The sequence below is a fragment of the Micromonospora sp. NPDC000668 genome (genome assembly GCF_042897975.1).
In the GTDB taxonomy this organism is placed as follows: domain Bacteria; phylum Actinomycetota; class Actinomycetes; order Mycobacteriales; family Micromonosporaceae; genus Micromonospora.
Genome location: NZ_JBIAYP010000006.1, coordinates 487595 through 511958 on the forward strand (window position 1 = coordinate 487595; position 24364 = coordinate 511958).

Consider the following 24364-nt stretch of genomic DNA (forward strand, 5'->3'; position numbering starts at 1 on the left):
CGCACGAACGGCTCACGTCCATCCGCCGCACGCGGAGCGGTTCGATACATCGCTCCGCGCACCAGTACAGGAACACCCCGGATGTGAGCGCATCCGATCGGATACGCCGACTGCTAGGGAGGCATCCGTGCCCGGCATGCTCTACTACCCGTTCGCGGACGCGCCCAGCCAGGTCATCAACCAGGCGGTTCTGTATTGGGACAATCTGAGCACCGTGGTCGCGCCCGGATGGCGACTGCGGATGAGTCCGGCAATGCGGGAGCTCCTTGCCACCGACCTGTATCGCCCGATCGAGCCGTATGACGCCTACGAGCCGGTTCCGCTCGCCGTCATCGAGCCGGAGCTCGACTTCGCGCTCGCGCAGATCCCGCTGGACGACTTGATCCCGCCGCACAATGCGCCCGACGGGCACGCCCGGACCTTGCATGTCGACAAGCTGCACCGTAGCGTCGTGCGGAATTTGCTCCGCCGTGAACTGGTGTACCGGCATCCAGACTCGCCGAACCGTCTGGTGGGCTCGCCCGCATTGATGCACCTCGTCGTGAGCATCATTGCCGACCAAATCGCCGCTAACCGCAACGCCCGCTTCGGCGGTCAGGGACCTCTCGGGCTGCACCCACACACCGACGTGCCATCCGCTCACCGGCTGGGCACCGATCCGATCCCCGGCCAGGAGAACGCCGCCGGCTGGAAAGTCGACATCGGCGCGGTCTTGCCGGTGCCCGAGGGCGACATCAGAATTGGCGATCTCGTCGCGTTCCGAGAGAAATACGCCGAGGAGCGGGTGCGCTTGATGGTGACGGTCCAGGATCTGCTGCACAGCTTGCGGGAATGTCCACCCGGAGGACGCCTTCCTGCGGGTCAAGTACGAGATCGAGGAGGCCGTCGGTGATCTCCACAGAGCGGCGCGGGCACACAAGCTGACGCTGGTCAAGCAGTCGGTGGACGTCACGGTGGCCACGACCGCCGTCGGGGTCGCAGCTGGCCTGCCTGAGACGGCGCTTTCGGCGTCGGTGCTGACCGTACTGGGCAACATCGCCGTGAATGTAGCGACAAATCAGACCCGCTACGACCACAGCGGCAGCGTTGGAAACCCTTCCGCCTACCGCTACCTGCATCGCGTCCAGAAGCAGTGAGCGCCTTCCTGAACCAGAGGGAACGTCTCCCCGCTTAGAACCGGTAATGCCGGGGGATGAGGACGCGGGAAAGAAGGACCTTCACCGACGAGCCGAAGCGACCAAATCTGCGGCAGATCAGTACGCTAGATCTTGACGTGTTGATCGGTTTGCCATAACGCCTCAACTTTCGAGGAACTCGCGGGATGTCATTTGTTCCACGAACCAGTACATGGTGCCGGCGTCGTCTGGACCGACGCAAAGCATGGGGATGGGGGTTTCTCCGAGGCTGGGCGACGGAACGGTCAGCTCTTGCGGGGTCGGACGCTCGCCTTCGGTCCGGTGGTACGACACTACGGTCAGGTACATACCGGCGTCGTTGCGGAGCGGGCCCAGCCGGGCGTTGTCCTCGAACGACTTCTCGCCCTCCAGCCAATGCTCCTTATCGTAGGAGATCACCACGTCGAGGTCGGCCGCATCGCCGACCTCGAGCGGTCTCTGCAATACCCGACCGGCCCGGGTGTCGGTGATTTCCGGCAGCGTCCCGCGGTAGGCTGCGTACTCTCGGAATGGCCCGTCCTGCAGCTCCCGCTGCCAACGGATTCGCGCAACACGGAACACTCCGGGGGCCAGTTCTTCACCGGTCACCGGATGCCCCGCGTCCGGCACGCTGTGTATAACGAAGTCGCCCGACCGCTCGCGCCTGGTCATGGCTGCTTGGTCCACCTTGAGGTGAAAGCGGTGGCCGCTGGGATGCTGCTCGTTCGGACCGTGGGCGGACAGGTGGAACAGCGAGTTCCGCCGCCCAACGGCCTTCAGATAGAAGTCGGTCTTCTGGGCGGTGAAACGCCAGATGCTCCCAACCGGGTGCCGGCCGTGCGGGGCGAATGCGACCACGATCTCCTGCTTAGTCATCCGGCCACGATAGGCGATGGGTGTGACATTTCCACCAGCCGCGTAGGAAAGCCCGAAAGGCGAAACTGAAAGATGGAACCAGCGGGCTCGCTTTGCGGCCGGAAGAATCGGAAGCGGCCGGGTCACTCAGTTGCGGCTCGCAGACACGACGAATTGCCCGTCGGCCGGCTCAGTTGGAACCTCTCTCGCAAAAGAGGGCCACCCCACGAGCCAACGGGCCGGCCACATCATAATCGTTGGGCATCTCGGGCCAGATGACCTTGAAGTTTGCCGCGCGGAGAGTTCTGACGACACGGTTCGCCAGTGCATGACGATCGACTTCGTCGGCGTTTCCGTCTGAGTTCAGCGACAGCCGAAGCCTGTTGTCACTGCCTACAATCAGCCTTGGAAACGATGGTCCCTCATCCGTCGAGATCCCTCCAGCGGTCAGAGCCTTCTTGACGTCGGCGCCCAAATCGACCGCGTTGCGGCGGTCAACTGTCCGGGCAGCCACATCCACGGCATCCACGAGTCGAGCGACGGCGCCGGTGACAGCATTTACGGAGATGGTGTACGGGCCGAGGGAGATTGTCTCGGTGTCGGGCTCGTATGCGAACCCCCAGAACTCACTCGCAACCTGACGCGCCGGAGCGCCCGCGGCGATGCGCCGCTTCTGCGGGCCGTGGCCAGCCCCGAGCGCCCAAGCCTCGAAATGCATCAGAGCATTTCGCACCTCGGTCAGTCCCGGCAAGGCTTGCTCGTATTCGTTCTTCGCTTGCGTGAGAGCGTGCTGAGCCTGATCGAGACCGAGCTCCTGCAGTCGGCCGTCCACGAGTGCGACAGCGCCGAGAAGTTGCCGCAGAGCCAAGATGAGCTGGCGCGCGTCAATCTGACGCGAGCTGAACCAGGAGATCCGGTGGTCGTCGGAATCCCGCATGCGCAAGAGGGCAAGCTCTGCTGCACGCTGCCACCACTGGATCTCCGAGACCGCAATCGCCTCGGGATGGTCCGCAGGCGACCAGTCGACCACCGGACTTGTCACGGTCGGATTATGGTCGTGCTCGCCTTCGCCACGCCACCCGAAAAGCTGGCATGGGCGCGGGCCGGCGCACTCATCTCGGCTAGAAGCGGATGCGCCATACGGTCGGTGCCGGCTCGCCGTAACGGAACGTCACGGTGGCCGCTGCGCGCAGTGCGGCGCTGTGGTGACGGGGGTGATCCCGCGGCCTGCGCGCCGGGTCGGCCGCCCGGCTCGCCTGGGGCTATGACCGTAGGCCACGCCGTTCTGCCCGAGCTGTGATGTTGGAAATAGGGCGCCAAGTGCACGAAGGGCCCGCATAAGCGGGCCCCAAGGCGGGCGCGGGAACCCATTGGGCCTCCTGCGGCTCTGAGGCTAACAGGAGTTCCTTCGTCCCGCACGCACTTCAGTCGCGCTCGAACAACATCCGCCAGTTGCCCCGAGCCCGTGGGAGGTCAGGCCCGCTGAGGTCGTCGATAGACCCGACCCGCGAGACTGGCACTCGGTGAGAAACAACTGACATGTGGCCCTGAGAATCAAGCACTGACAGCTTCACGAGATATCTCAGGTCTGTTGCGCGACCGGGACTACTCACGGGTCGACAGCGGCGGCATCCCGCGTGGCCGGACCACCCTGGACGTCGTCCTCGACCCGCCGGGGCACACCCGGCTACCGATCACCGATGATGAGATCGTCGACCGCACGGCGACCGTCTAGACCTTGGCTGGCCGCCGCGTCCGCCTCCTCACCTACGACACCGGCATGGCCTTGCGGGGGCCGTAACACCGCCCTGGACGACGTGCACACGCTTCAGCACTTCAAGGCCGACGACCAGGAAGTAGCTGGGCACCGCAGCATCACGACCGGTCGCGCCGGTGGGGGAGAGGGCGAGCCCCAAGCCCAACTCCGACGGTCCGCCGAGCTTCATCGTTCCAGGGCGGGCTACCCGCGTGGAGGGTCGGTGGGCATCTGCGCTACAACGGCGGGCCGTCGCTCGACGAGATCCGGCACGCGGTGCGGATTGTGCAGAGGGCCTGGGCTACGTCGGCGGTAGCCGCTCGCACCCGTCGTCCACACGGAGGACCCCGACGGCCGGCCCGTCGTCCTTCACCTCGCCGCGCTGGCTGACCAGCTTTTCCGGCGGGCGAACCTCCGCTTTGACGTCCGCCCTCTGCTCGTCAACCGACAGCTGGACCGATGTCTTGACCCACGAGGCTTGGCGCGGAACAGGACCTCCACGCCGTCGGACGCACGGAAGCAAACGACGTCGACGTCAGCAACGCGCACCTCATCGACGTCGAGCTCCCCGTACCGCGTGTCCAATGCGGTACGGCCGAGGAGCACGACGTCGGGATCAGGTTTCATGAGATCGGGAGATGCCTCGCGGCGGCGCAGTTTGCCGAACGCCGCCTTGAGCGCGTCGTACGCCAGGTTTCCGATCACGCCGGCGACCATGGCCTGCCCGATGCCGATAGGGGTCGCCTGCGCCCACGCCCGAGTGAAGAGGCGTGACAGCCTCGTGAGCCCGGAGCGCCTGGTGGAGAAGCGCGGGCTCGGCCCGCAGTCGCTGAGGGTGCGGTGTCGGGAAAGTGTTGGCGAGGCAGGGGAAGCTAGGAACGTGAACGATGCATGGCGTGACGTCGAGTCCGGCCGCCAACAATTGGACTGGGCGTTCGCCATCGGCGATCCCGGCGAGGCGGAGTACCTGACGCCGCTCGGCCACCAAGTTGCGAGCCGAGCGATCACGGACTTGGACGCGTTCTTCGGACCTGGCTGGCTGCACCGCGCCACCCATCCCGGACCAGGCACGACCGGACCGACGGTGGCGCCCTACTTCGCCTCGCTGCTGGGCGCGCCGGCGTTCGTCGCCGCGATCGGCTTGTGGGCTCGTCTGCAGGTCCTGGTCGACGCCCGGGTCCAGGGCATCGGCCAGGTACGGAAGAACCTGCGCGTCAACCCGGCGGCCGACGAGTTCCGCCATCACATCGCCTTGGCCCGGCTGGCGGTCCTCGCTAGCCAAGCCGGTGCGCGGCTAACGCTTGAGCCGGTAAAACCGCAGGGCGGGCCCGGGGACTTGCGGGCAGTACGCGCCGGCAGTGACGTGTTCGTCGAGGTCCGGGCGCTGGGCCCGGGCCAGGGCTTCCGTGCCCACAGCCGGTGGATCGACGATGCCATGATGCATCTCCGGGTGCTGGAAGTCCGCCACGACGTGCACTGGGATGGCGAACTGCCTACAGAACCCGACCTTCAGTGGAAGCTACCCCAGCCCTCGATGATCTTCGCGGCGAAGGGTGGCATTGGCCCCAGGCGGCACCCTCGCCCGTCACTGGGCGCGTCCCGCAGCGACTTGCCTGAATTTTTGTGGAACCTTGCGGCGCTTGGCCGGGCGGTCGCGAAGGCCAGACACGCGACCAATCTCACCCTCGACGGCCTCGCCGAGCGCCGCGGGATCTCGCGCGGATGCTGGTTGAGGTCCAGCAGGGCCGCATCAACTGCACAACCGGCGTGCTGCACGGCATCGCGCATGCCCTCGGCGTGCCATTGGGCGACCTAGCCCAAGACAGCCGCACCAATTAGCTGGCATCGCAGCAGACCGAGGACGGCGCCGACGTCCGTAAGCAGACGTCGGTTGGACGCTAGACGCGCCGAAGCACACAGACGACCTTGCCCAGGATGACCGCGTGTTCGGCGGGGATCACCTCGTAGAGCGGATTTCGCGGGACCAGCTCGACGCGACCGTCGCGGGTCCGGTAGGCCTTGACCGTCGCCTCGCCCTCGATCATCGCGGCGACGATGTCGCCGTTCTCGGCGACCGCCTGCTGGCGCACGACGACGACGTCTCCGTCGCAGATTGCCGCCTCGATCATGGAATCGCCTTTAACTATCAGAGCGAACAACGTGCCGTGCCCTACAAGGGCGCGAGGCAACGCCAGCTCGTCCTCCACGTGTTCCTCGGCGAGGATCGGGGCACCGGCAGCGATAGTGCCAAGCACCGGAACTTTGACACCTGGCTCCTCTGCTCCGTTCGATGCCGCACCAACCTGCGCCTTGCGGATGTCGACCGCCCTGGACGCGTTTGCCTCACGACGCAGGAGGCCACGCCGTTCCAGCATGTTCAAGTGGTGCGCCACGGACGAGGGGGAGCCAAGCCCGACTGCTGCGCCGATCTCGCGCACCGTGGGTGGGTAGCCGTGCTGCTGAATCCAATCCCGTATCACAGTCAGGATGCGCTGCTGCTTGGCACTGATGTGGGGTGGCTCGGCCTCGGCCCCATCGGAGGTTGTCATCCACGGACAATACAACGGATCTTAGAACGCGCGTACTAACGCGCTCGGTGCGGGTTCGGGTACCCGAACCCCTCGGGCTCCCCGCCGGGAGGCGGCGAAGCCGTATCCAGAAGTGCGTCCTGAGGCAGACGTGGGTGTAGTCGACGTTGTCGCCGATCGCCGTCAGCCACGAACACGTGCCCGACTGTGGCAGGTTCGTCTCCACGAACAATCGCCGCTGCACATCCGATCTGGCTTCGTTCGGGAGATCTTGAAGCGACCGCCACCGGCAGCTGGCTGAATCTCCTTCCGGTCTTCGGTACGGCCGATCGATGTTCGGTTGAATCCAACTCGGACCCCGGCGTGGCCCGCTGAATGTCCTCTGCCTTTGGCCATGCGACCGCTACTATCATCGTCGATCAATATGAGAGAGCGGTGCGGTGGCGGAGCCACCAGCGGCCGCGAGTCGGGTGGTGGCACCTATCTGCACCGCGACATCCGCCCCTGCCCGCCCAACCGCGACTACCGACGGCACCGATTCGTGGAGACACCGGCCAAGCCGGAACTAGACGAAATGCTGCTGGCGGGGCCTTCCCCTCGCCGTCTTCGATGCAAACGAGGAGGCCACGCAATGGCAGTAAGCGCGGAGGCGCACGGCGACGGTCTGCCGAATGAGCGGCCCGACCCGATCACAACCTTGCGCGGCTGGCGCCGTTTTGTGGAGGAAGTCCCGCCCCGCTTCGAGTTGCTCCCCGAGGCCGAGTGGGCCGCGCTGTCCGAGGCTGCACGCCCGGCCTACAACAAGGCGCGGTTCAACTACCACTGCAGAAGGGTGGTCTTGGCGACCCCCACTCTTCAGGAGGTCGAACAGCAGCGGCTGACCCTGATTAACCATCATGGCTCTATCGCCCGCCGTGGCCTGGTCGTGTCGGGACCTTCGTTCACGGGCAAGAGCACCGCTCTCATGCAGCTTGGACGCGCTCACGAGTTGTGGATCCGCCAGCGCTATCCCAGCCAGGATCGCATCCCCGTGGTTTACGTGGCCACCCCGCCGCAATGCTCGCCCTGCGGCCTTGTTGTGGCGGCCGCCCGGTTTCTCGGCCTGTCACCGATCAACCCGCGGGTCAGCCTCACCAACGTCGTCGACGCTGTCAGCCAGGCGCTCATAGAAGCCCGATGTGACGTGGTGTTGGTTGACGAGATCAACAACTTGTACGTGCCCACCGCCGCTGACGAGTACCCCTTCGATCAGCTCAAATACCTGACCGAGTTGCTGCCGGCGACGTTCGTCTACGCAGGGACCGATCTCGAACAATCCGGGCTGTTCACCGGGGGGCACTCGCCGCAAACCGCTCGCCGGTTTACGATCGTCAAATCGGAGCCGATTCCCTACGGGTCTGAGTGGGAGGGCCTGGTGGCCAGCCTGGAGGCCGGACTGCGGCTACACCGCCACGAGGGCGGCACCCTTACCCGCCTGGACCGGTACCTACACGAACGCACGCACGGGATGGTCGGCAACCTGTCCCACCTGATCCAAACGGGGGCATTGGCCGCGATCGACGACGGCAGCGAAGCGATCACACGCCAGCTTCTAGAGGCCATCCCACTCAACTAGGTGGCGGCAAGCCGGCCTGGCGGCCACTCAGGGCTCCCCGTCTGGCTTCAACTCGATGACGAGCGGCCTGAAATCGAAGGGTCGAAGTCTCGCCTCAGCTCCGGCGGTGGTCGACGAGGTCGCCATCGTTGTGCGGACCGTGTCCGACGACGGGCGGCCACCAGCGGATCTGGGCGTGACGCACTGGTCGGCCCGGTTACTGGCCGACCAGTTACGCCGGGAGGGCATCTCGGTCAGCTGGAAACCAAGATCCGCGACGTGGTCGGCCTGTACTTGGACCCGCCAGCCGGTGCGGTGGTGCTCTCGGTCGACGAGAAGTCCCAGGTCCAGGCCCTCGACCGGACCGCACCCCAGGGTGAAGCTGCACGTCGTGGCGGACAACTACGCGCCGACATCGCCCGGGAGGTGGCGGGGGCCGCTATGCGGCTGTGCGGCATCCTCCAGGCCCTCATCCCGGCCGTGACCCTGTTCGGCACGGAAGACGAGGTGCGGCAGGCCGCCGGATAGGCCAACACCCGGCTCCAGTGAGCCGCGTCCTGCCCGCCAGCGCCACCAGCTGGCGGGCAGGGTACGCAAGGCGCGCAGGGTGGGAGGTGGTCAGAACTGGCCATAGAGTTAGGGCATGGCCAACGGCGTCTTCTACGTCCCCCTCGGCATCGAGCTTGACCTCACCAGAGACGACCTCGGCCACCCCGCTCACACCGACCTCTGGGGCCGGATCTACCGGCAGCCCTACCGCGACGGCGTCCTCCAGTGCATCGAATGCCGGGCAGCCGAACCCGACTGCCCTGAGTGGATGTTCCTGCGGGTGCGGAACGGGCGCCGTGAGGCCGTCCACCACACCACCGGCCTCCGCGAACACGGCGCCCCGGAAAGCGACGCGCACAAGGCCCTCAAGGAGCGGATCGCCACCGCCGCCACCACCGCCGGATTCGAGGCCGTCGTCGAGGACAGCCCCCGGCACCGCCAGCGCCGCACCGACGTCCTGGTCCGCGGTACGGTCACCCTCGGCTGCGAGGCGCAGCTGTCGTACGCGACCGCCGCGTCCGTCCGCAAGCGCACCCGGGTCGCCGTGGCCGACGGGATCACCCCTCTCTGGACCACGACGGACCGCAAGGCCCAGCTCATCGACCAGGCCCCGTGGGCGCGCATCGACCAGATGCCCTGGCACCAGTACACCACCGATCCGCTGCCCGTCCGAGGTGGTGTCCGCGCCCTAGTCCGCGAGCAGTACCACCGCCTCGGCACCGTGTGCCCCGACAAGAAAGGCCGGCCGCCGCTGCTCCGGCTGGGACGTCCGCCAGGTCCCCTTCGACGACCTCATCGCCCGCGGCGCCGCCGGCGAGCTGGTGCCTTACGCCGACCTCAAAGGCAAGCGGGTCGCGCGCTGGTTCTGGGTGCCGGCCGCTGACGCAGAAGAGGTCACGTACGACGACGAGCCGCCGGCCGACGGCCAGGTCGTCGACGCGGAGACGCGGGCGCACCGGCGGGCCTTCGACCGGATGTGCGGCTACCTCGAGGAGTCCGACGTCCGCTCGACGAGCACGGTCCGGGACACCGGCGAGCAGGTCTTCGCCACCTTGGCCAACCCGCCGGCGCCGCAGCTGCTCACCCCGCCGCCGATCGTGGTCGTCCGCCCGGGGGTGTGCGGCCGGGCGAACGGCTGTACGAAGAAGGCGCGCCTCTACCCGGGCGGCTGGGGCTGCGACGACCACAAGCCCTGACCACGCCCTACGGCTCGCCGAAGTAGCCCTCTTCCTCGCCGCCCCAGCGTTCCGAGCAGCGGGGACACCCGCCTTGCGCTGGCGGGTGGAGTGGCGGGCCGCGACGGGCCACTGCGCTCGCTGGGGACGGTGCTAACGGTCGGCCCGCCGCGGCACGTCGGCCTGACACCCAAGCACCTGCGGCCGATTGACCAGTTCATCGAAGACCTCCACGCTTGATCAGTTCGCTTCTGTCCGGGCCCCCCAACGGGCCGGCGCGGTGGCTGACTGGTGTGCGGCAGCCGGAAAGGACACGACCTCCCATAACGACGCGATACAACCCACCGCCGAACTGGCCCCCGCCCCCGGCCGGGTGGACGCCCCCGGCCGGCTGGACGCCGGACGCGGCATGGGGCCCTCCGCCTCCTGGGTGGCAGCTCTGGGTCGACGAGGAGATCCCCCTGTTCGGGGCCCGCGGGAAGGCGCGAGAGTTGGCCGCCGAGAACGGTGAGCTGCAGAAGAAGCTGACCGCGTGGCATGCCGAGGCCACCAAGCTGCAGGGCCAGCTGAACCAGCGCCAGGGTGAGCTCACCCAGCTGCGAGGCGAGCACGGCCGTCTGCAGTCCGAGATGCGGCGCCTTGGACAGATGGCGGCGTTCGAGCTGGAGCAGTACCGCGACCGGCTGACGCAGCAGACAGCCGAGCTCGAACAGCGAGTGGGCGCGCTGAGCCAGCAGGTGGTCGTCACCGAGGAGACCGTGCTGCTGCAGGAAGCCGGGGTGTACGAGTACCGGCACCCGCTGACCGACGCCGTCGCCTACCAGGGCAAGCTCGCGACCGTCCAGGACCGGATCAAGGCTATGGCCACGAAGGATGGCGGCGCCGTCCAGGCGGACACCCGCGTAACCATCTCCGGTTCCGAGGCCAAAGGACGGGCCATGGTCCGGGACTACTCGAAGCTCATCCTGCGCTCCTACAACGCCGAGGCCGACAACCTGGTTCGCGGCCTCAAGCCCTACAAGGTGGACTCGGCCATCGAGCGCCTGAACAAGGTGGCGGAAACGATCGCGCGGCTGGGCAAGTCGATGGACATCCGGATCTCCAACGATTACCACCGCCTGCGCAGGAAGGAGCTCGAGCTCACCGCGGACTACCTGGCGAAGGTTGCCGAGGAGAAAGAGCGGGAGCGGGAGGAGAAGGCGCGCCTGCGCGAGGAGCGGAAGGTCCAGCAGGAGATCGAGCGCGAGCGCGCCCGCCTGGAGAAGGAGAAGCAGCACTACGCCAACGCGCTCGCCGCCCTTCAGGCCAAGGGTGACGCCGAGGGCGCCGCCCAGATGCAGGAACGCCTCGCCGAGGTCGAGGCGGCGGTCGACGCCGTGGACTATCGGGCCGCGAACGTCCGCGCCGGGTACGTCTACGTGATCTCCAACATCGGGGCGTTCGGCGAGCATATGGTGAAGATCGGCATGACCCGGCGACTCGACCCGCTCGACCGGGTGCGAGAGCTCAGCGACGCCTCGGTCCCGTTCAACTTCGACGTGCATGCCCTGTTCTTCTCCGAGGACGCCGTCGGCATCGAGACCCAGATGCACACCCGCCTGGCGGACCGTCGCGTCAACCTCGTCAACCAACGCCGCGAGTTCTTTCACGTCGCCCCTCAGGAGGCCAAGACGCATTTGCTCGCGCTGACCGGCAACCTCCTGCAGTACGACGAGGTGCCTGAGGCCCTGGAGTACCGGCAGAGCCTCACCAGCGCGCGGGTGGAGCCGGTGAGCGGCACCACTAGCGCGGCGGCCGGCGACGGCCCCAACGCCTGACCGGCCAGCTTCGCCCGGCTCCACTAGCCGCCGCCCGCGCCTGCCCGCCGCCCGTGCGTTGGCGGGCAGGCGCGTGTTTACGGCTCCCCGAAGTAACCCTCCTCCTCGCCGAGCAGCAGCGGCACGTCGTAGACCGACATGTCCGGCCGGGCCCGCGCGTACCGCACCCGGTGCCGCCACCGCCCGTGCTCGAACGCGACGTCGGCGTCGATCTCTGCCACCACCGTCGGTTCCATCTGCACGTACCGCAGCGGCTCCGGCCGCTCCAGCTGCCCCGACCAGGACGCCGGCAGCGGCTCCGGCCACGGGTGCACCACGGTTGCGCGGCGGTGCTGCAGAGGATTCAGAGGAGACAGCATCCCGGCGAGCTGCTCCCGCTGGGCGCCGGTCAGCGGGTGGGTGCGGACGGTGTACCGCACGCCCCCTCCGATCGAAGCGCCCGAGCAGCGCGGTGACGGGGCTGCGGATGCTGCCAGTCACCCCGCCGACGATCGCCTCGGCCACGAGCCTGGTCCGGAACTTCCACCTTAACTGCACCGCCAGGCGGAGTGGAAGCGATGGGTGTCTGTGTACGGGCGCGGTGTCACACCGGTAGCGCGCGGATCGCGGCTACTTAGAGACTTTGCGCAGGATCGATGTCCGGCCAGACTCGGTCCATGAGCGGATGGCCGGCCAATCAGGGCTCGAGCGGTGGCTACCGCTCATCTTGGAGATCGTTCAACCCAGCGGCAGATGAGGGAGCCCGGATGCGGGGCAGCGGGTCGGGTGGACTACCGACCGTGACGGTTGGCCTGGAGCTGATGTTGGTCTGATCGGCCGGTATCGGACTGATTGTACGTTCGTACTAGTTCGGCGAACCGTGACGACCGGGAGACTGGCCGGATCGGCGACGTTGCATAGGAGTACGACTTGATGAAGGCGATCCAGACCCACTACGCGGGCTGCCGATTCCGCAGCCGTCTGGAAGCCCCGGTGGGCCTACTTCATGGACCTGATGGATGTGCCATGGGAGTACGAGCACGAGGGATGGGAGTTGCCGTCTGGCCGCTACCTGCCGGACTTCCGACTGCCCCAGGCAAAGGTCTACTTGGAGATCAAGGGATCGTCTCCGACGCAGCGTGAAGTGAACCTCGCCCTGGAGTTGGCCAGTGAAGCGTGTGTCGACGGGTGGCGCTACCGGATGCTCGCGGGAGATATTCCCCGATCTCCGTCACATGCTCCGGGCATGCCCGGCACCGCAACGATTCCGTGCTTCATTGCCATGGCCCAGTATGTGCCGGTCCAGGAAGCGAGACCGGTTGGAGGCGTGCTTGAGGATCAGCAGGGTGCGCAACAGACGCTAAAGGGTTTCACGGTCAGCCCGACGGCATACAAGGGAATCCCACTGGAGTGCTGGCAACTCAAGAAAGGGTTCTGGAACGCTGAGGGGTGGACTACCCCGGATCTGGCTGTCGCGCTGGCCAAAGCCCGTTCTGCTCGTTTCGAGCACGGTGAGGCTCCGCAATAATCACAGGGGCCCATGTTACGCGACAAGGCGAACCCATCGGCGCAATAATCGGCCCCAAGCCGCGACGCGCCGTTCGATTGGCGGCTCGCCTAGAACGCTGTCGGGGATGTATCAAGGCGATCGTGACCGGGCGCGCCCACCGCCCAAATACAGCCCCTCATGAAGTAACGAGACGCTCTGAACTCGGCAGTTCCGCGTGGTGATTGATGACGTGCCGGAGGACATGTAAGCGGCAAGGATGAAGTTGGATGCCGGTCGAGGTTCTTGCGGGCCTGGTAGTGGCGCCTATCAGCGAGCCACCGCCTTGCCGATGGGGGCACCTGCTCGCGGTTGGCGGTAGAAGCACGCCGATCGCTCCTCCCATTCTTGGCCTATCGTAAGATGACTTAGGCTGTGGAAACACTGGAGACATCACCTCCAGCGAGTAGAGGAAAGACTGGGGATGAAGAGGCTGACGTGGGGGCTGATCGGAGCGATCGGCGTATTATTAGTCACGCTGGCGGCAGCCATGGGGTATATCGCTGACGCCGTTGCTGCGGTGCAGTTTCTCTTCTCTCCTTCTTTTCAAGACTGGGCCAATGGCCATGGATATCTTCTGTTCTGGTTTTGCGCGGCCCTCGCCTTAGCGCTAGCTGTTGCCGGAACTTACATACGAAGGTTGGCCAATGAGTCAGGGCAGTTGTTGTCCCAACTCTCATCTGAGGTTGACCGGCTCCAGGAAGAGGCTAGGTCCAACGAGGTGCGCCTGAAGGAGACTCAGGCAACGGAGGTGGCCAGCCTCCAAGCCCAAGTCAGAGGGCTCCATGAGCAACTCGCTGGGCCAGACGCGCGCGATATCAAAACTCATGACCGATTAATAACGGAGCTTCGTCCTGCATTCGTTACCACCACCCTGCCCGAATGGATGCCCGAGAGTTCTCGCATAGATAGCCTCGATCCGCTGGAGGCATTCAACCGGGACTGGCGCTCGGATCCTACCCTCAAATACGTCGACGAAAGCGTTCAAGAAACCCTTCACTCTCTAATGGTCGCGATCGGAAGCTTCCTCGAAGCGGCCGGCAACTATCTGGACATGAAGCCTGACAGTGAAAAGTTGGTAGGAGTTCCGCCTACTAGCCAATACTTTCCATTTTCGATGCGCGATGCATGGATCCGAGAACTACGCAGTAAGCGAGACGATGTTGTGAAGTCTTTCAACGCCCACATCGAGGCAGCGCGATCTCATGGCCTTTAAGGCCTGCATTGATCATGCATGAAGTAATGCACTCACATCGGCAGAAGCGGACACCGCCCCGTGGCCGGGCTTGGTCAGGTTGACTGCGCGGCGACGTCTCGCCCCTGAGACACCTCGAAATCTCTGGAGAACCATCCCACTTCGGCTCGTGCACCAGGTCCGGGCCCTTCGGGACCTCGTCGATCGGCGCGGCGAGCATCGGCGCGACCGGCCGGCGCCCCCGTACGGCGCCAGGCCGGGCTCATCGCCCGCGCCGGCCGTGAGCACTCCTCATCTTCGCCCCCTCAGTTCATCGTGGGGGAGAGCGGATCCGGCACGGACGAAGATCCACCACAACGAATGGACCTCGCGAGCCGCAGCGTTTCAGGGTGGCGCATCCCGGCCGTCGGGGGGAAGGATCTGCCCGTGCTCATCACGCCGCTACCCGGCAGCAGCCGCGAAGTTCTCCGCTCCGCCCTGACCAACGTTCACGAAACGGTCGCGAACCTCCGCAGCGGCGGCCCGCCCGACGCGCTCTCGCGCGCCCTCGCCTACCTCGACTGGTGCCACGAGGCACAGCGGCGACTCCGCAACCAGGTCCGGCCGGCTGAGCTGGACTACCTGGTGCCGCCCAAGAGCTACGAGGTGGTGCTCTCGGCGGCCGGCTCCTTCGGCGACCAGAGGGCGGGGGATCGGCTGATCAACGGGCTGGTCTCGACGCAGATGGACGAACGGGTGAGCGTCCTCCAGGCCGCGCTCGACGACCTCGCCGAGCAGGTGAAGCGGTTCGAGCGCCCCGGGGAGCTCCTCGTGCTCGACACCAACGTCTACATGGAGCACCCCGAGAAGATCGAGGCCTGGGACCTCGCCAGCGACCTGTACCTCGGATTCGAGGACGTCCGCATCATCGTGCCCTTGGTCGTGGTCGACGAGCTCGACAAGGGCAAGCGGCAGGGCGCCGTTCGGGGATACCGCGCCGGCTACTCCGTCGCCTACCTCGACCGCATCACCCGTGAGCAGGGTGGGGTGATCCGGGCGAAGGACTTCTCGGTCGAGGAGAAGGCGCGCGGAACCGTGACCATCGAGGTGTTCCTCGACCCGCCGGGCCACGTCCGGCTCCCCGACAACGACGACGAGATCGTCGATCGCGCCATCGCTGTGCAGGCACTCGCCGGTCGGCCCGCCCGGCTCGTCACCTACGACACCGGGATGGCCATGCGCGGCCGCCGCGTCGGTCTGCGGGTGCACAGGCTCGAGCAGCCCGAGAAGGAGGAAGACGGGAAGCAGCAGCCGCGGCGGCGACGTGAGCGCGAGTCGAAGGGTGGCGCGCGAGACGCCGAGGTGGAGGGCATCCGTGACTCTGCTGAGCGGGCCGTGCGGGCCGGTGAGCTGATCAACGTCCGGCATCAGTCGATTGGCTACCTGTCCCGGATCCGGCGGGAGGCGATGGACGAGATGGTGGCCGCCGGGCTGAACCACAGCCAAATCGCTGACCGGACCGGACTTACCCGGCAGCGAGTCGGGCAACTGCTCGCCGCGCCGCCGGCGGAGCCGATTCTGGTGCCCGAAGACGAGTGATCATGGAGGCGGCCAGTAGGGGAGAGGTGGACGGATCGTCGCCTCTCGCCGGCGACCGGCCGGCCGTCGCGGTGTTCGAGGTGCCGACCCCGCAGCGGGTCGGCGCGCGGCTGCGCTACAACGGTGGGCCTCGACGAGATCTGGCTAGCGGTGCGCGTTCTGGCGTCGTTCGACAAGCCGACCAACTGACGGGCGTGTCGCGCCGGAGTGCGTCACTCATTCACGATAACGTTCCTTCCCATGAATGAGATCGAGGCCCGGGGGAGCGCTGAGCCAACCACCTTCATCGATCCGAACGAGCAGCTGTCCGAGGCGGCGCGGCGGCGCATCCGTGAGTCGGTGCCGGCGTCGACGCGGCGAGCGTACGGCGGCGACTGGCGGCGGTTCACGCTCTGGTGCACCGAGAACCAGCGGTCGCACCTGCCGGCCACCGCGGCGACCCTGGCCGAGTACGTCTCACACCTCGCCGACCAAGGCAAGGCCGCCTCCACCATCGAGCGCGCCATGGCGGCCATCGCGGTCGCCCACGTCAGCGCCGACCGCCAGCCGCCCAGCGCCGGACCGGCCCGCGCGGTGCTGCGCCGGCACCGCGCCGAACTCGCCGAGGGCGGTCGAGGAGTGCGCAAGGCCAAGGCGGTGACGATCACGACGCTGCGGGCGATGGTCGACACTCTCGACGTCGCCACCCTGGCCGGGGTGCGCGACCGGGCGCTCATTGTGGTCGGTTTCGCGTTGGGCGCCCGTCGCAGCGAACTCGTGGCTTTGAACATCGCCGACCTCACCTTCACCGACGACGGTTTGCAGGTCGCCATCCGACGCTCCAAGACCGACAAGGAGTCCGTGGGCCGCAGCACCGCCCTGCCCTACACCTCCCGACCGGCCACCTGCCCGGTCCGCACGATGCAGGCGTGGCTGGACGCCCTGGCCGCCCACGGGCAGACGTCCGGACCGGTGTTTCGTCGTATCGACCGGCACGGCAACCTCGGCCGGGCGCCGCACGGCCGAGGCGAGGCGAACGGCCGGATCACCGGCCAGGCCGTCGCGATCATCGTCCGGCGCACCGCGCTGCGCGCCGGCCTAGACGCCGCCTCCGCATTCTCCGGTCACTCCCTGCGCCGCGGGTTCGCCACGGAAACCCACCGGCGGGGCAAGAACCCGCTGCGGATCGCCCGGCACGGCGGGTGGAAGGACGGCTCGGCCACCCTGGCCGGCTACATCGAGGATGCTGACCAGTGGGAGGACAACGCCCTGACCGACGTCGGTCTGTGATCGCGAGTCGCAGCGGGCGGAGCCCCGAGTACCTCGCTCGATGAGCCGCCATGGCGACGCTCTACAAGCGCTAGACGCAAGCGCTCAGTGAGCGCTAAGTTCATTGACTACTCGGCGAGTGCTCACAGGAGGTCCAGTGCCCCCGAAGCGATCCAATCCCGTGCGTGAGCGCCGCGTCGAACTCGGGCTCACCCAACAGGAAGCCGCGAAGCGAGCCGAGGTTTCCGTCGCTACCTGGCGCCGTCTTGAGACCGCTAGCGAGCTGGACGGGTTCAAAGCTGACAACGTTAAAGGCTTCGCCCGAGCTCTTCGCCTCGGCGTGGCCGAGTTCCATCAGCTGATGGGATCTGAAGAGGTAGCCAAAGCCGATGCGGCGGCAGATGACCTCGTACGGTTCTTCAACTCTTCGTTCACTGGCGATCCACTTACCGCAGCCGACGCGATGGCCCTCCACAGCACCGTCGCATTCTCCGATTTCGCGCCGATGAAGAGTGGGCGGTTCGAGGTCGAGCACGCCCTCGGGTGTGGCTTCGCCGCCTTCCTCAAAGGAGAAGCCTCCATCAGGGAGGTGGAGCTCCTGCGTGACCTGCCCGAGCTGGCGCTCACCCAGGTGAATAACCACTGGCTGGTGCGGATGGGTGAACGGATCATGCGGGTTGGCGGTGAACTGGGCGAAGGCCGGGTTCCCCGCCCCGTTTGCCTCGCTGACGAGTACGCCCTGGCCATCGTCATCTTGAATACCGATCCGCCCAGCGTCGGCGACGTGCTCGACACGTTCCCGGGTCTCAACGACCGTGAGCACCTGCCACCGCGCTACTGGGATGAAGAGGACGGGCGCGAGCTTGTATGGGACTGGCGTGATCGGATGCTTGGCGCGCTTCTTCCACCTGACGAGGCTCACGACTACCGGCGACACGATCTTCTGGTCATGGAAGCACACGGGCAGGGCGTGTACGACACCTCCGACCCCCGCCATCCCTTGCGTTGGTTCGACCGAGACGATCTGGGGGATCAGTGCCAGTCTTCCCTCGCCTACGCCAGGCTTTCCGAGCAAGAACAGACTGAACGGATCAAAGAAGCGATGGAGCGCATCCGCGGCTAGTTCTTGTCACGAACCCGGAGCGCCGCGCGACGCAAGCCGCGCAGCGGCGGCTACTCGACCAGCCGGGGCGCGCTACGGCCGCGCACTGTCGGCGCGGCGTAGCAGAGGGCAGGCTGCCAGCGGTGGCCCAAGTTAAGTGAGAAGGATGAGGAGATGGCCCAAGTTATTGAGAATGGCCCAGGTCAGATGAGAAACGACACCGGTGCCACAGGGTGACGTCCGGCGGGCGACGCGGCTCCCGCCAGCCCAGCACGAGTGATTCGATAATGCACATTATGTAAAGTAAAGCGATCTGGGCGTCCCCTCGGTCGGGGCGAACAGCGACCTCATGGCGATGTGGACATGGGAACGAACTGCGTCACCTCGTGCATCCCGAGCCCGGTGTAGAGCCGACGCGGGACCGGGTAGCCGTCGTCGCCACGAGGGCCGACGATCGCCTGGGTAGCCCCGAGGTCACGGGCCACCTGGAAGATCTTCGTGCAGAGCGCACCCGCCAGGCCGCGCTTGCCGTGGTCTGGGTCGGTCCCGACCGGTTCGACGAGCACACATCCAGCTTCGAGGTCCAGCCAGGCCAACCCGAAGGCCGCGAACGAACCGTCCGCGGCGACCGCCACCACATCCAACTCGGCGCGGTAGACCGGCGAGGCCGTCACGGCGCGACGCTTGTCGAGCGAGTAGCTCGAGCCGGGCTCGGTACCGGTCACCGGCATGCCCAGCATCTCCTTGATCCTCGCCGGCGCCCAGCACCGGCGGTGCACGTCGACCCGCTCGGCTAGCTCGTCGTCGCGGACAGCACGGATGGTGTACCCGTTGACGTCGGTGCGCGCCTCCAGGTCGGCAAGCTCCGTCAGGTCACGCCACAGCTGCACGAACCAGGGCCCGTCGGCGCTACGAAAGCCACGCTCGGCCAAGGCTCGCATGAGGCCCACGTCCGCCCGGGACACCTCGACGCTGACGTGGGGTGCCAGGTCAAGCAGCTCACCTACCGCGGCGGCCCGCTGCGCGGCGGTCGCGGCGGGTCCCATGTGCAGGGAGGCCTGTGCCGGCTCGCCTGATACTGCCGAATGCCACACGTCGGCGAACCCCACCAGCGGATCACCCCAGCCAAGGGTGGCGTCCGGGACCGGGCTGCCGTCACCGTGCGCGCCGGCCCAGGCGACATTGCCGATGTGCAGGCGCTGTTGAGGGGTCCACGATCGCTGGACGCAGGCCAGCCGCTGGCCGAGATCGCCGCTGCTCATGGGCCCAGTGAGCCCTGGTGACGGCCGTACGGTCAAGCGGTTTCCGCTGCGGACTACGTCTGGGCGACCCGCTCATGCCCCCGGGGCGGCCCGGGGCGACAGCGACGACCGAGACGACGGCTGGAGCCGCGTTCGCCCCGCTCCCCCCTCTTCTCCCCTTGCCGGGAAACCCGAAAATGCTGCATAATATCCCTTATGCATCACAAACAGGACGAATCGCTCATGGCTTTGATCGAGGAGTTCCTGACCGCCCGGGCGACTCGCAAGCCCTCCCCCCACACTCTCGCCGCGTACCGGCGGGACCTGCACGCGGTGGCTGCCCTGGTTGCCGAGGATGACACCGCTCCCCTCCCCCACGAGACACTGTTGATCACCGACCTCTCCCCCCGGGTGATGCGGGCGGCCTTCGCCCGGTTCGCCGCACCCCGGGCCGCAGCGTCGGTGCACCGGGCCTGGTCCACCTGGAACAGCTTCTTCACGTTCCTGGTGGCCGATGGGGTGGTGGCGGGCAATCCGATGCCGGCCGTCGGCCGCCCCCGGGCACTACTCCCCCAGCCGAAGCCGTTGCGCGGCGCCGACACCCCCGAGCTGCTGCTCGCCTCGGCCGCGCGCGACGACGGCCGGCAGCGCGACCCGTGGCCGGAGCGGGATGTCGCGGTGCTGGCGGTGGCGCTCTGTGCCGGGCTGCGCCTGTCGGAGCTGCTCGCGCTGCGGGTCAGCTCGCTGGCCGGTCGGCCCGGTGAGCGGCGGGTCGAGGTGGCCGGCAAGGGCGGGCGGCCACGGGTGGTGCCGATCGAGGCCGACCTGGACCGGGTGCTGGTGGACTACCTGGACAGTCGGGCCCGGCGCTTCGGGTCGCGGTCGGTACGCCCCGACTCGGCGTTGCTGGTGGACCGGCACGGCGAGCCGCTGCGCCGCGGTGGGCTCCAGTACCTGGTGGAGTCGTGCTACCGGCGGGCGGGCATCGGTGACCGGGTGCCGCGTGGTGCGCGGTTGCACGCGCTTCGGCACACGTTCGCCACCCGGCTTGCCGAGGACGGGGCGAGTGCTGCGGAGATCATGCGGTTGCTGGGGCACGCGTCGTTGGCGTCGTCGCAGACGTACATCGAGGTGACGGCCGGGCAGCAGCGCGACGCGGTGCGGGCCAACCGGACCAACCGCGCGCTGGCCGCGCTCGTACCGGCCGACCAGGCGGCCGCGGCGCGGTGAGTGCGGTCAGTGGGCCCGTTGGTCGCTGTCGTTGGCGGTGGTGGGCAGTGTGCCGAGTACCGCGTTGATGATGTGGATCCGGGTGTTGTTGGTGGCCTGGTAGTCGGCGCAGACGGCGTCGGCGCGGTCGGCGAGCCGGACGGTGGGGCCGGTGCGGGTGATGGTGACGGTGGTGCCGTCGAGGGTGGTTGCGGTGCCGGCGTTCACCAGGTCGTCGACTCGGTGGGCTCCCGCGATCAGGTGTGCTTTGAGCAGGGTGCGCAGCTGGTCGGTGTGGCGGACCATCAGGTCGTCCCAGTTGTCCTCGGAGAACTTGGCGGCGAAGGCGTCGTCGGAGGGCGCCAGGATGGTGACGCCGGTGCCGGTGGGCAGGTCGGTGAGGACGCCGCTGGTGCGCAGGGCCGCTTCGAAGGTGGTGAGGGTGGGGATCCACCGCAGCGCCTGGTCGACGGGTTGGCCGGCGAGGAAGGTCGGGTTTCCGGGTTCGGTGCCGGTGGGCAGGGCGGCGCACAGCGGTCCGGTGACCTGGGGTGCCGCGTCCGCGCGGGGAGCGGCGGGGGCGCCCGTGCATGCGGTGACGGCCAGCAGCAGGGCCGGCACGAGAAGCCGGAGGAGCCGGGGGTGCCGCGGTGGGGTGCCGTTCGGTGGGGTGCCGTTCGGTGAGGTGGGGTGCGACACGGCGGTCTCCACAGGTCGGGGTTGGGTGGATGGGGTGTGCCGGCGGCGCGGGCGTGGTGCCCGTGCCGCCGGCACGCTGGTTCGGCTAGCTGGCGGTCACAGTGCCGCGCACTGGGTGGTGCGTGGACCGTGCACGGTGTTGGCGACGCCGAGGTTGATCGGGGCGGGGCTGTTTGCGGTGCAGCTGAGCGGGCCGCGGATGGTGCTGCCGGCCAGCAGGGGTGCGTCGGTGCCGGTGGTGTTGCCGGACAGGCTGACCGGGCCGGCGATCGTGACGTCGATGATGGAGATCGCGTCGGTGGTGTTCGCGATCTGGACCGGGCCGTTGATGGTGCTGTCGGCGAGGAGGACGCCGGCGGCGCGGGTGGCGCTGATCGGGCCGCTGACGGTGGTTCCGGTCGCGACGAGTGCCGCGCCCGCCCGGACGGTGACCGGGCCGTTGATGGTGGCGTCGGCGGCGCAGGTGAAGCCGGAGACGACCAGCGGTCCGTTACGTCGGCCGGTGAGGGTCGGGTAGATGCGTTCGCCGTCGGTCAGCTTCTCCACGCCCTTGGTGTCGAGCAGCAGCGGGATGAGGCCGCGTTCGGGCTGGTTGAGCGGTACGTAGTAGCCGTCGCCGGTCTTGATGACCTTCCAGCCATGTGCGGCGATGCGTTGCGCGACGGTGGTGCCCACGCCGCCTGGTCCGTCGGTGCGTGCCCCGTTGTACTGCTCGTCGGTGAGCTTGTAGGCGCACGGCGCGTTGTCGAGGATGAGGTCGGCGCGGGGTGCGTCGAGCGGCGGCGGGCTGTCGCCCGGGTGCGGGGCGGGGTGGGCGGGGATCGGCCGGGAGCCGCGGAAGACGAGGCGGCCGGTGTTGGCGGCCTGGATCTCGATGGACTCGGCGCGAGCGTCGAGGATCTCGCCGCGGTCGGCCCGGTGGTAGTCGAGGAACTGGTGGAAGGTCCACAGGGCGGAGTAGGTCTTGCGGCGCCGGTTGTTGGCGGAGTTGCCCTCGTCGGGTCGGGTCTGTCCGCCGGAGCTGCGCAGTTCCAGCAGGGAGTTGGCGACGTTCTTGAGCCCGAGGGTGTTCCGCAGGATGGTTTCCTCGCTGAGGCCGACGTTGCCGCCGCCTTCGCAGCCGTAGGGGCAGGCCCACCAGCCGGCTTCGGCGCCCTTGGCGTACATGTGGCCTTCGATCATGTCCTGGGACTGGTCGAAGATGGGCTGGGCGACGTTCTGGTGGCGCGGCGGCAGCATCGGCAGGTCACCGGCGCGGGAGTTGCCGAACTCGTGGCCGTCGTAGCCGGCGACGGGTCGGTAGTCGCGGACCATCTTGATGTACGCGGCGGTCTCCGGCTGGCGGATCAGCGAGTAGTCCCGGTTGAGGTCCTGGCCGGTGGAGTTGCCACGGGTGTTGGCTGCCCGGCCGTCACCGTTGATGGTGGGGACGATCAGGACGTTGGTGCGGCTGAGCAGGTCCGTGATCCGGGGGTCGGTGCTGAAGGCGAGTTGCCGGGCCATGATGAGGCAGGCTTCGCGGTCGCCCGGTTCGTTGCCGTGCACGTTGCAGTTGATGGCCACGGGTGCGGTGGCGGCGATGGCCGCCGGGGTGGCCGCCGGGGTGGGGTAACCGATGACCATCATGTTGATGGGTCGGTTCTGGATGGTGCGGCCGAGCTCGACGACGCGGACCCGGTCGCTGAGGGCGTCGACGGCGGCGGTGTAGGCGTACTCGTCGGTGTCGCTGGTGTACTGCGCGGCGTGGGCGGTCTCCCACTGGGTGCGCAGTTGCTCGCCTGCGGTTCCGGGGTTACCCCAGGGTGCGGTGGTGGTGGCGACGACCGGGTCGGAGTAGGGCTGCTCGGTGGTGCCGGCGCGGGCGCGTACCCGCCATTGGAACGTGTCTCCGGGGTTGAATCCGGAGTCGGCGAAGGTGGGTGACTGTTGGTTGATCTGGCGGTTGGGGCGCCAGATACCAACGATGGTCGGTGCGCCGGTGGGGGTGCCGTTGGCGTCGACGGCGGTGCGTTCGATCTGGTAGTCGGTCGCGCCGTCAACCGGTTGCCAGGCGAGGGTGGCGTACCCGTCGGCCTGGCGGACGGTGAGGGCGGCGACCTGGTTCGGTTCCGCGGCACTCTGCGCGTTGGCGGGGGTGGGTGCGATGGCAAGGGTGACAGCGAGAAGTGTGGATATGGCAATGACGGTGGATCGCTGGCGTCTCATGTGGCCTCCGACTGGTTGATCGTGGCACGGCTCGCTCAGCATGATCGTCGGAGATCGTCGATGCAATGATCTTGAGGGAATCTTGCGACTCAGCCACGCCGGGTGGTCTGGGTTGACCCGTTTCAGCCGAGGTCGACCAGCAGGGGGCGGTGGTCGGAGATGGTGGACAGCGGCGCGGTGACGGCCCGTACCGGTGGTAGCTGGTCGAGGGCCTGCCGGTCGGCGAGGATGTGGTCCAGTTGGACGCGGGGTTGCCCGGACGGGTAGGTCGGGCGGCGGCCCAGTGGGCGCCAGCCGGAGATGAGTCGGGCCGGGCCGGCGGGCAGGTTGAGGTCGCCGAGCAGGACGCGGGGGCCGGGCAGCGCGCGCAGGGCGCGGATGGTCTGGCGTAGCTGGCGGGCGTTCCAGCCGGGGACGAAGGACAGGTGGGTCGCGGCCACGGTGAGCGGGCCGTGCGGGGTGTCCAGGACGGCGGCGAGGACGACGCGGGGTTCGTCGTGCAGCAGGATGAGGCCGCCGCCGGGGCCGGGGACGTAGACCGGGGAGCGGACGGGTGCGGGCTTGAGTCGGGTGACCTGCCAGCTGCGCACCGGGTGTCGGCTGATCAGGCCGATGCCGTAGCAGGGTTCGCCGTGGCCGTCGTCGTCGTGGCGCAGGGGGCGGAATTTTTCGCCGGGGGTGCCGACGACGGCGGCGGCGAAGCGGTGGTGGGGTGCGTCGAGGGCGCGGGCCGCGATGGCGGTGAGGTCGAGGTTGCCGCTGCGGCTCTGGTCGCGGTCGACCTCCTGCAGGGCCAGCACGTCGGCGTCGAGGGCGCGGACGGCGGCGGTGAGTCGGTCGGGGTCGACGAGCCCGTCGGTGAGGGATCGTCCGTGCAGCAGGTTGAAGGTGGCCAGGCGCACTCCTGCACCTTACGTCCCCGTGGCAGGGTTGC

At 67.8% G+C, this 24364-nt stretch carries 24 protein-coding genes; 15 read left to right on the forward strand and 9 right to left on the reverse strand.

Annotation, left to right across the window (positions count from 1 at the left end; translation table 11 throughout):
* Nucleotides 1-127 precede the first annotated feature (127 nt).
* Nucleotides 128-892 (forward strand): hypothetical protein, encoded by a 765-nt coding sequence (locus ACFY29_RS29805; RefSeq protein ID WP_386991461.1) that lies wholly within the window; start codon nt 128-130, stop codon nt 890-892.
* 49 nt (nt 893-941) lie between these two features.
* The gene (locus tag ACFY29_RS29810; protein WP_386991462.1) at nt 942-1136 is read left to right on the forward strand and encodes a hypothetical protein; all 195 of its coding nucleotides are present in this window, start codon (nt 942-944) and stop codon (nt 1134-1136) included.
* A gap of 162 nt (nt 1137-1298) precedes the next feature.
* Here the strand turns inward: ACFY29_RS29810 and ACFY29_RS29815 are convergent, their stop codons facing one another.
* Together ACFY29_RS29815 and ACFY29_RS29820 are read right to left on the reverse strand one after the other, a co-directional pair.
* The gene (locus tag ACFY29_RS29815) at nt 1299-2030 is read right to left on the reverse strand and encodes a hypothetical protein (RefSeq protein ID WP_386991464.1); all 732 of its coding nucleotides are present in this window, start codon (nt 2028-2030) and stop codon (nt 1299-1301) included.
* Between the two features lie 169 nt (nt 2031-2199).
* Nucleotides 2200-3051 carry a hypothetical protein gene (locus ACFY29_RS29820; RefSeq protein ID WP_386991466.1) on the reverse strand — a complete coding sequence of 284 codons (852 nt, stop codon included), beginning with the start codon at nt 3049-3051 and terminating at the stop codon, nt 2200-2202.
* A gap of 549 nt (nt 3052-3600) precedes the next feature.
* Between ACFY29_RS29820 and ACFY29_RS29825 the strand changes: the two genes are divergently transcribed.
* Nucleotides 3601-3744, forward strand: a complete 144-nt coding sequence (locus tag ACFY29_RS29825) for a hypothetical protein (protein ID WP_386991468.1) — start codon at nt 3601-3603, stop codon at nt 3742-3744.
* Between the two features lie 390 nt (nt 3745-4134).
* On the opposite strand, the gene ACFY29_RS29830 is transcribed toward ACFY29_RS29825, so the two are convergent.
* Nucleotides 4135-4470, reverse strand: a complete 336-nt coding sequence (locus ACFY29_RS29830) for a hypothetical protein (protein ID WP_386991470.1) — start codon at nt 4468-4470, stop codon at nt 4135-4137.
* A 175-nt stretch (nt 4471-4645) separates the two neighbouring features.
* Between ACFY29_RS29830 and ACFY29_RS29835 the strand changes: the two genes are divergently transcribed.
* A complete protein-coding gene (locus ACFY29_RS29835; protein WP_386991471.1) occupies nt 4646-5581 on the forward strand; it encodes a hypothetical protein in 936 nt (311 codons plus the stop codon).
* 82 nt (nt 5582-5663) lie between these two features.
* Here the strand turns inward: ACFY29_RS29835 and lexA are convergent, their stop codons facing one another.
* Entirely contained in the window at nt 5664-6314 is a 651-nt protein-coding gene (gene lexA, locus ACFY29_RS29840; RefSeq protein WP_386991473.1) for a transcriptional repressor LexA, read from the reverse strand.
* A 610-nt stretch (nt 6315-6924) separates the two neighbouring features.
* Between lexA and ACFY29_RS29845 the strand changes: the two genes are divergently transcribed.
* The 5 genes from ACFY29_RS29845 to ACFY29_RS29865 all read left to right on the forward strand — a co-directional run bounded on the left by ACFY29_RS29845 (nt 6925) and on the right by ACFY29_RS29865 (nt 11428).
* Entirely contained in the window at nt 6925-7908 is a 984-nt protein-coding gene (locus tag ACFY29_RS29845) for a TniB family NTP-binding protein (RefSeq protein WP_386991475.1), read from the forward strand.
* A gap of 258 nt (nt 7909-8166) precedes the next feature.
* Nucleotides 8167-8415 carry a hypothetical protein gene (locus ACFY29_RS29850; RefSeq protein ID WP_386991579.1) on the forward strand — a complete coding sequence of 83 codons (249 nt, stop codon included), beginning with the start codon at nt 8167-8169 and terminating at the stop codon, nt 8413-8415.
* A 115-nt stretch (nt 8416-8530) separates the two neighbouring features.
* Complete coding sequence (locus ACFY29_RS29855) at nt 8531-9319, forward strand: hypothetical protein (RefSeq protein ID WP_386991477.1); 789 nt, start codon at nt 8531-8533, stop codon at nt 9317-9319.
* Nucleotides 9306-9632, forward strand: a complete 327-nt coding sequence (locus ACFY29_RS29860) for a hypothetical protein (protein ID WP_386991479.1) — start codon at nt 9306-9308, stop codon at nt 9630-9632. The genes ACFY29_RS29855 and ACFY29_RS29860 overlap by 14 nt, the downstream gene beginning before the upstream one ends.
* Before the next feature lie 470 nt (nt 9633-10102).
* Entirely contained in the window at nt 10103-11428 is a 1326-nt protein-coding gene (locus ACFY29_RS29865; protein ID WP_386991481.1) for a DUF4041 domain-containing protein, read from the forward strand.
* A gap of 77 nt (nt 11429-11505) precedes the next feature.
* Here the strand turns inward: ACFY29_RS29865 and ACFY29_RS29870 are convergent, their stop codons facing one another.
* Nucleotides 11506-11847 (reverse strand): hypothetical protein, encoded by a 342-nt coding sequence (locus ACFY29_RS29870; protein ID WP_386991483.1) that lies wholly within the window; start codon nt 11845-11847, stop codon nt 11506-11508.
* A gap of 566 nt (nt 11848-12413) precedes the next feature.
* Here ACFY29_RS29870 and ACFY29_RS29875 point away from each other — a divergent pair.
* From ACFY29_RS29875 to ACFY29_RS29895, 5 genes are all read left to right on the forward strand, one after another.
* The gene (locus ACFY29_RS29875) at nt 12414-12935 is read left to right on the forward strand and encodes a hypothetical protein (protein WP_386991484.1); all 522 of its coding nucleotides are present in this window, start codon (nt 12414-12416) and stop codon (nt 12933-12935) included.
* Nucleotides 12936-13377: 442 nt separating this feature from the next.
* Complete coding sequence (locus ACFY29_RS29880) at nt 13378-14169, forward strand: hypothetical protein (protein WP_386991486.1); 792 nt, start codon at nt 13378-13380, stop codon at nt 14167-14169.
* Nucleotides 14170-14574: 405 nt separating this feature from the next.
* A complete protein-coding gene (locus tag ACFY29_RS29885) occupies nt 14575-15726 on the forward strand; it encodes a PIN domain-containing protein (RefSeq protein ID WP_386991488.1) in 1152 nt (383 codons plus the stop codon).
* Nucleotides 15727-15966: 240 nt separating this feature from the next.
* Complete coding sequence (locus tag ACFY29_RS29890; RefSeq protein ID WP_386991490.1) at nt 15967-16995, forward strand: tyrosine-type recombinase/integrase; 1029 nt, start codon at nt 15967-15969, stop codon at nt 16993-16995.
* 160 nt (nt 16996-17155) lie between these two features.
* The gene (locus ACFY29_RS29895; protein WP_386991492.1) at nt 17156-18097 is read left to right on the forward strand and encodes a helix-turn-helix domain-containing protein; all 942 of its coding nucleotides are present in this window, start codon (nt 17156-17158) and stop codon (nt 18095-18097) included.
* 326 nt (nt 18098-18423) lie between these two features.
* Here ACFY29_RS29895 and ACFY29_RS29900 read toward each other — a convergent pair whose 3' ends face one another.
* On the reverse strand, nt 18424-19338 hold the full coding sequence (locus ACFY29_RS29900; protein ID WP_386991494.1) for a GNAT family N-acetyltransferase: 915 nt from the start codon (nt 19336-19338) through the stop codon (nt 18424-18426).
* Nucleotides 19339-19560: 222 nt separating this feature from the next.
* Between ACFY29_RS29900 and ACFY29_RS29905 the strand changes: the two genes are divergently transcribed.
* A complete protein-coding gene (locus ACFY29_RS29905; protein WP_386991496.1) occupies nt 19561-20547 on the forward strand; it encodes a tyrosine-type recombinase/integrase in 987 nt (328 codons plus the stop codon).
* A 6-nt stretch (nt 20548-20553) separates the two neighbouring features.
* Here the strand turns inward: ACFY29_RS29905 and ACFY29_RS29910 are convergent, their stop codons facing one another.
* The 3 genes from ACFY29_RS29910 to ACFY29_RS29920 form a co-directional block, all read right to left on the reverse strand.
* Nucleotides 20554-21225, reverse strand: a complete 672-nt coding sequence (locus ACFY29_RS29910; protein ID WP_386991498.1) for a fasciclin domain-containing protein — start codon at nt 21223-21225, stop codon at nt 20554-20556.
* Between the two features lie 96 nt (nt 21226-21321).
* On the reverse strand, nt 21322-23430 hold the full coding sequence (locus tag ACFY29_RS29915; RefSeq protein ID WP_386991500.1) for a M14 family zinc carboxypeptidase: 2109 nt from the start codon (nt 23428-23430) through the stop codon (nt 21322-21324).
* 122 nt (nt 23431-23552) lie between these two features.
* On the reverse strand, nt 23553-24332 hold the full coding sequence (locus tag ACFY29_RS29920; protein WP_328416596.1) for an endonuclease/exonuclease/phosphatase family protein: 780 nt from the start codon (nt 24330-24332) through the stop codon (nt 23553-23555).
* Nucleotides 24333-24364: the final 32 nt, after the last annotated feature.

Bases quoted from the DNA above. Each gene is read 5' to 3' on its own strand.
- ACFY29_RS29815 (WP_386991464.1), bottom strand. From the start codon at position 2,030: ATGACTAAGCAGGAGATCGTGGTCGCATTCGCCCCGCACGGCCGGCAC.
- lexA (WP_386991473.1), bottom strand. From the start codon at position 6,314: ATGACAACCTCCGATGGGGCCGAGGCCGAGCCACCCCACATCAGTGCC.
- ACFY29_RS29845 (WP_386991475.1), top strand. From the start codon at position 6,925: ATGGCAGTAAGCGCGGAGGCGCACGGCGACGGTCTGCCGAATGAGCGG.
- ACFY29_RS29855 (WP_386991477.1), top strand. From the start codon at position 8,531: ATGGCCAACGGCGTCTTCTACGTCCCCCTCGGCATCGAGCTTGACCTC.
- ACFY29_RS29875 (WP_386991484.1), top strand. From the start codon at position 12,414: ATGGACCTGATGGATGTGCCATGGGAGTACGAGCACGAGGGATGGGAG.
- ACFY29_RS29880 (WP_386991486.1), top strand. From the start codon at position 13,378: ATGAAGAGGCTGACGTGGGGGCTGATCGGAGCGATCGGCGTATTATTA.
- ACFY29_RS29890 (WP_386991490.1), top strand. From the start codon at position 15,967: ATGAATGAGATCGAGGCCCGGGGGAGCGCTGAGCCAACCACCTTCATC.
- ACFY29_RS29900 (WP_386991494.1), bottom strand. From the start codon at position 19,338: ATGAGCAGCGGCGATCTCGGCCAGCGGCTGGCCTGCGTCCAGCGATCG.
- ACFY29_RS29905 (WP_386991496.1), top strand. From the start codon at position 19,561: ATGGCTTTGATCGAGGAGTTCCTGACCGCCCGGGCGACTCGCAAGCCC.
- ACFY29_RS29915 (WP_386991500.1), bottom strand. From the start codon at position 23,430: ATGAGACGCCAGCGATCCACCGTCATTGCCATATCCACACTTCTCGCT.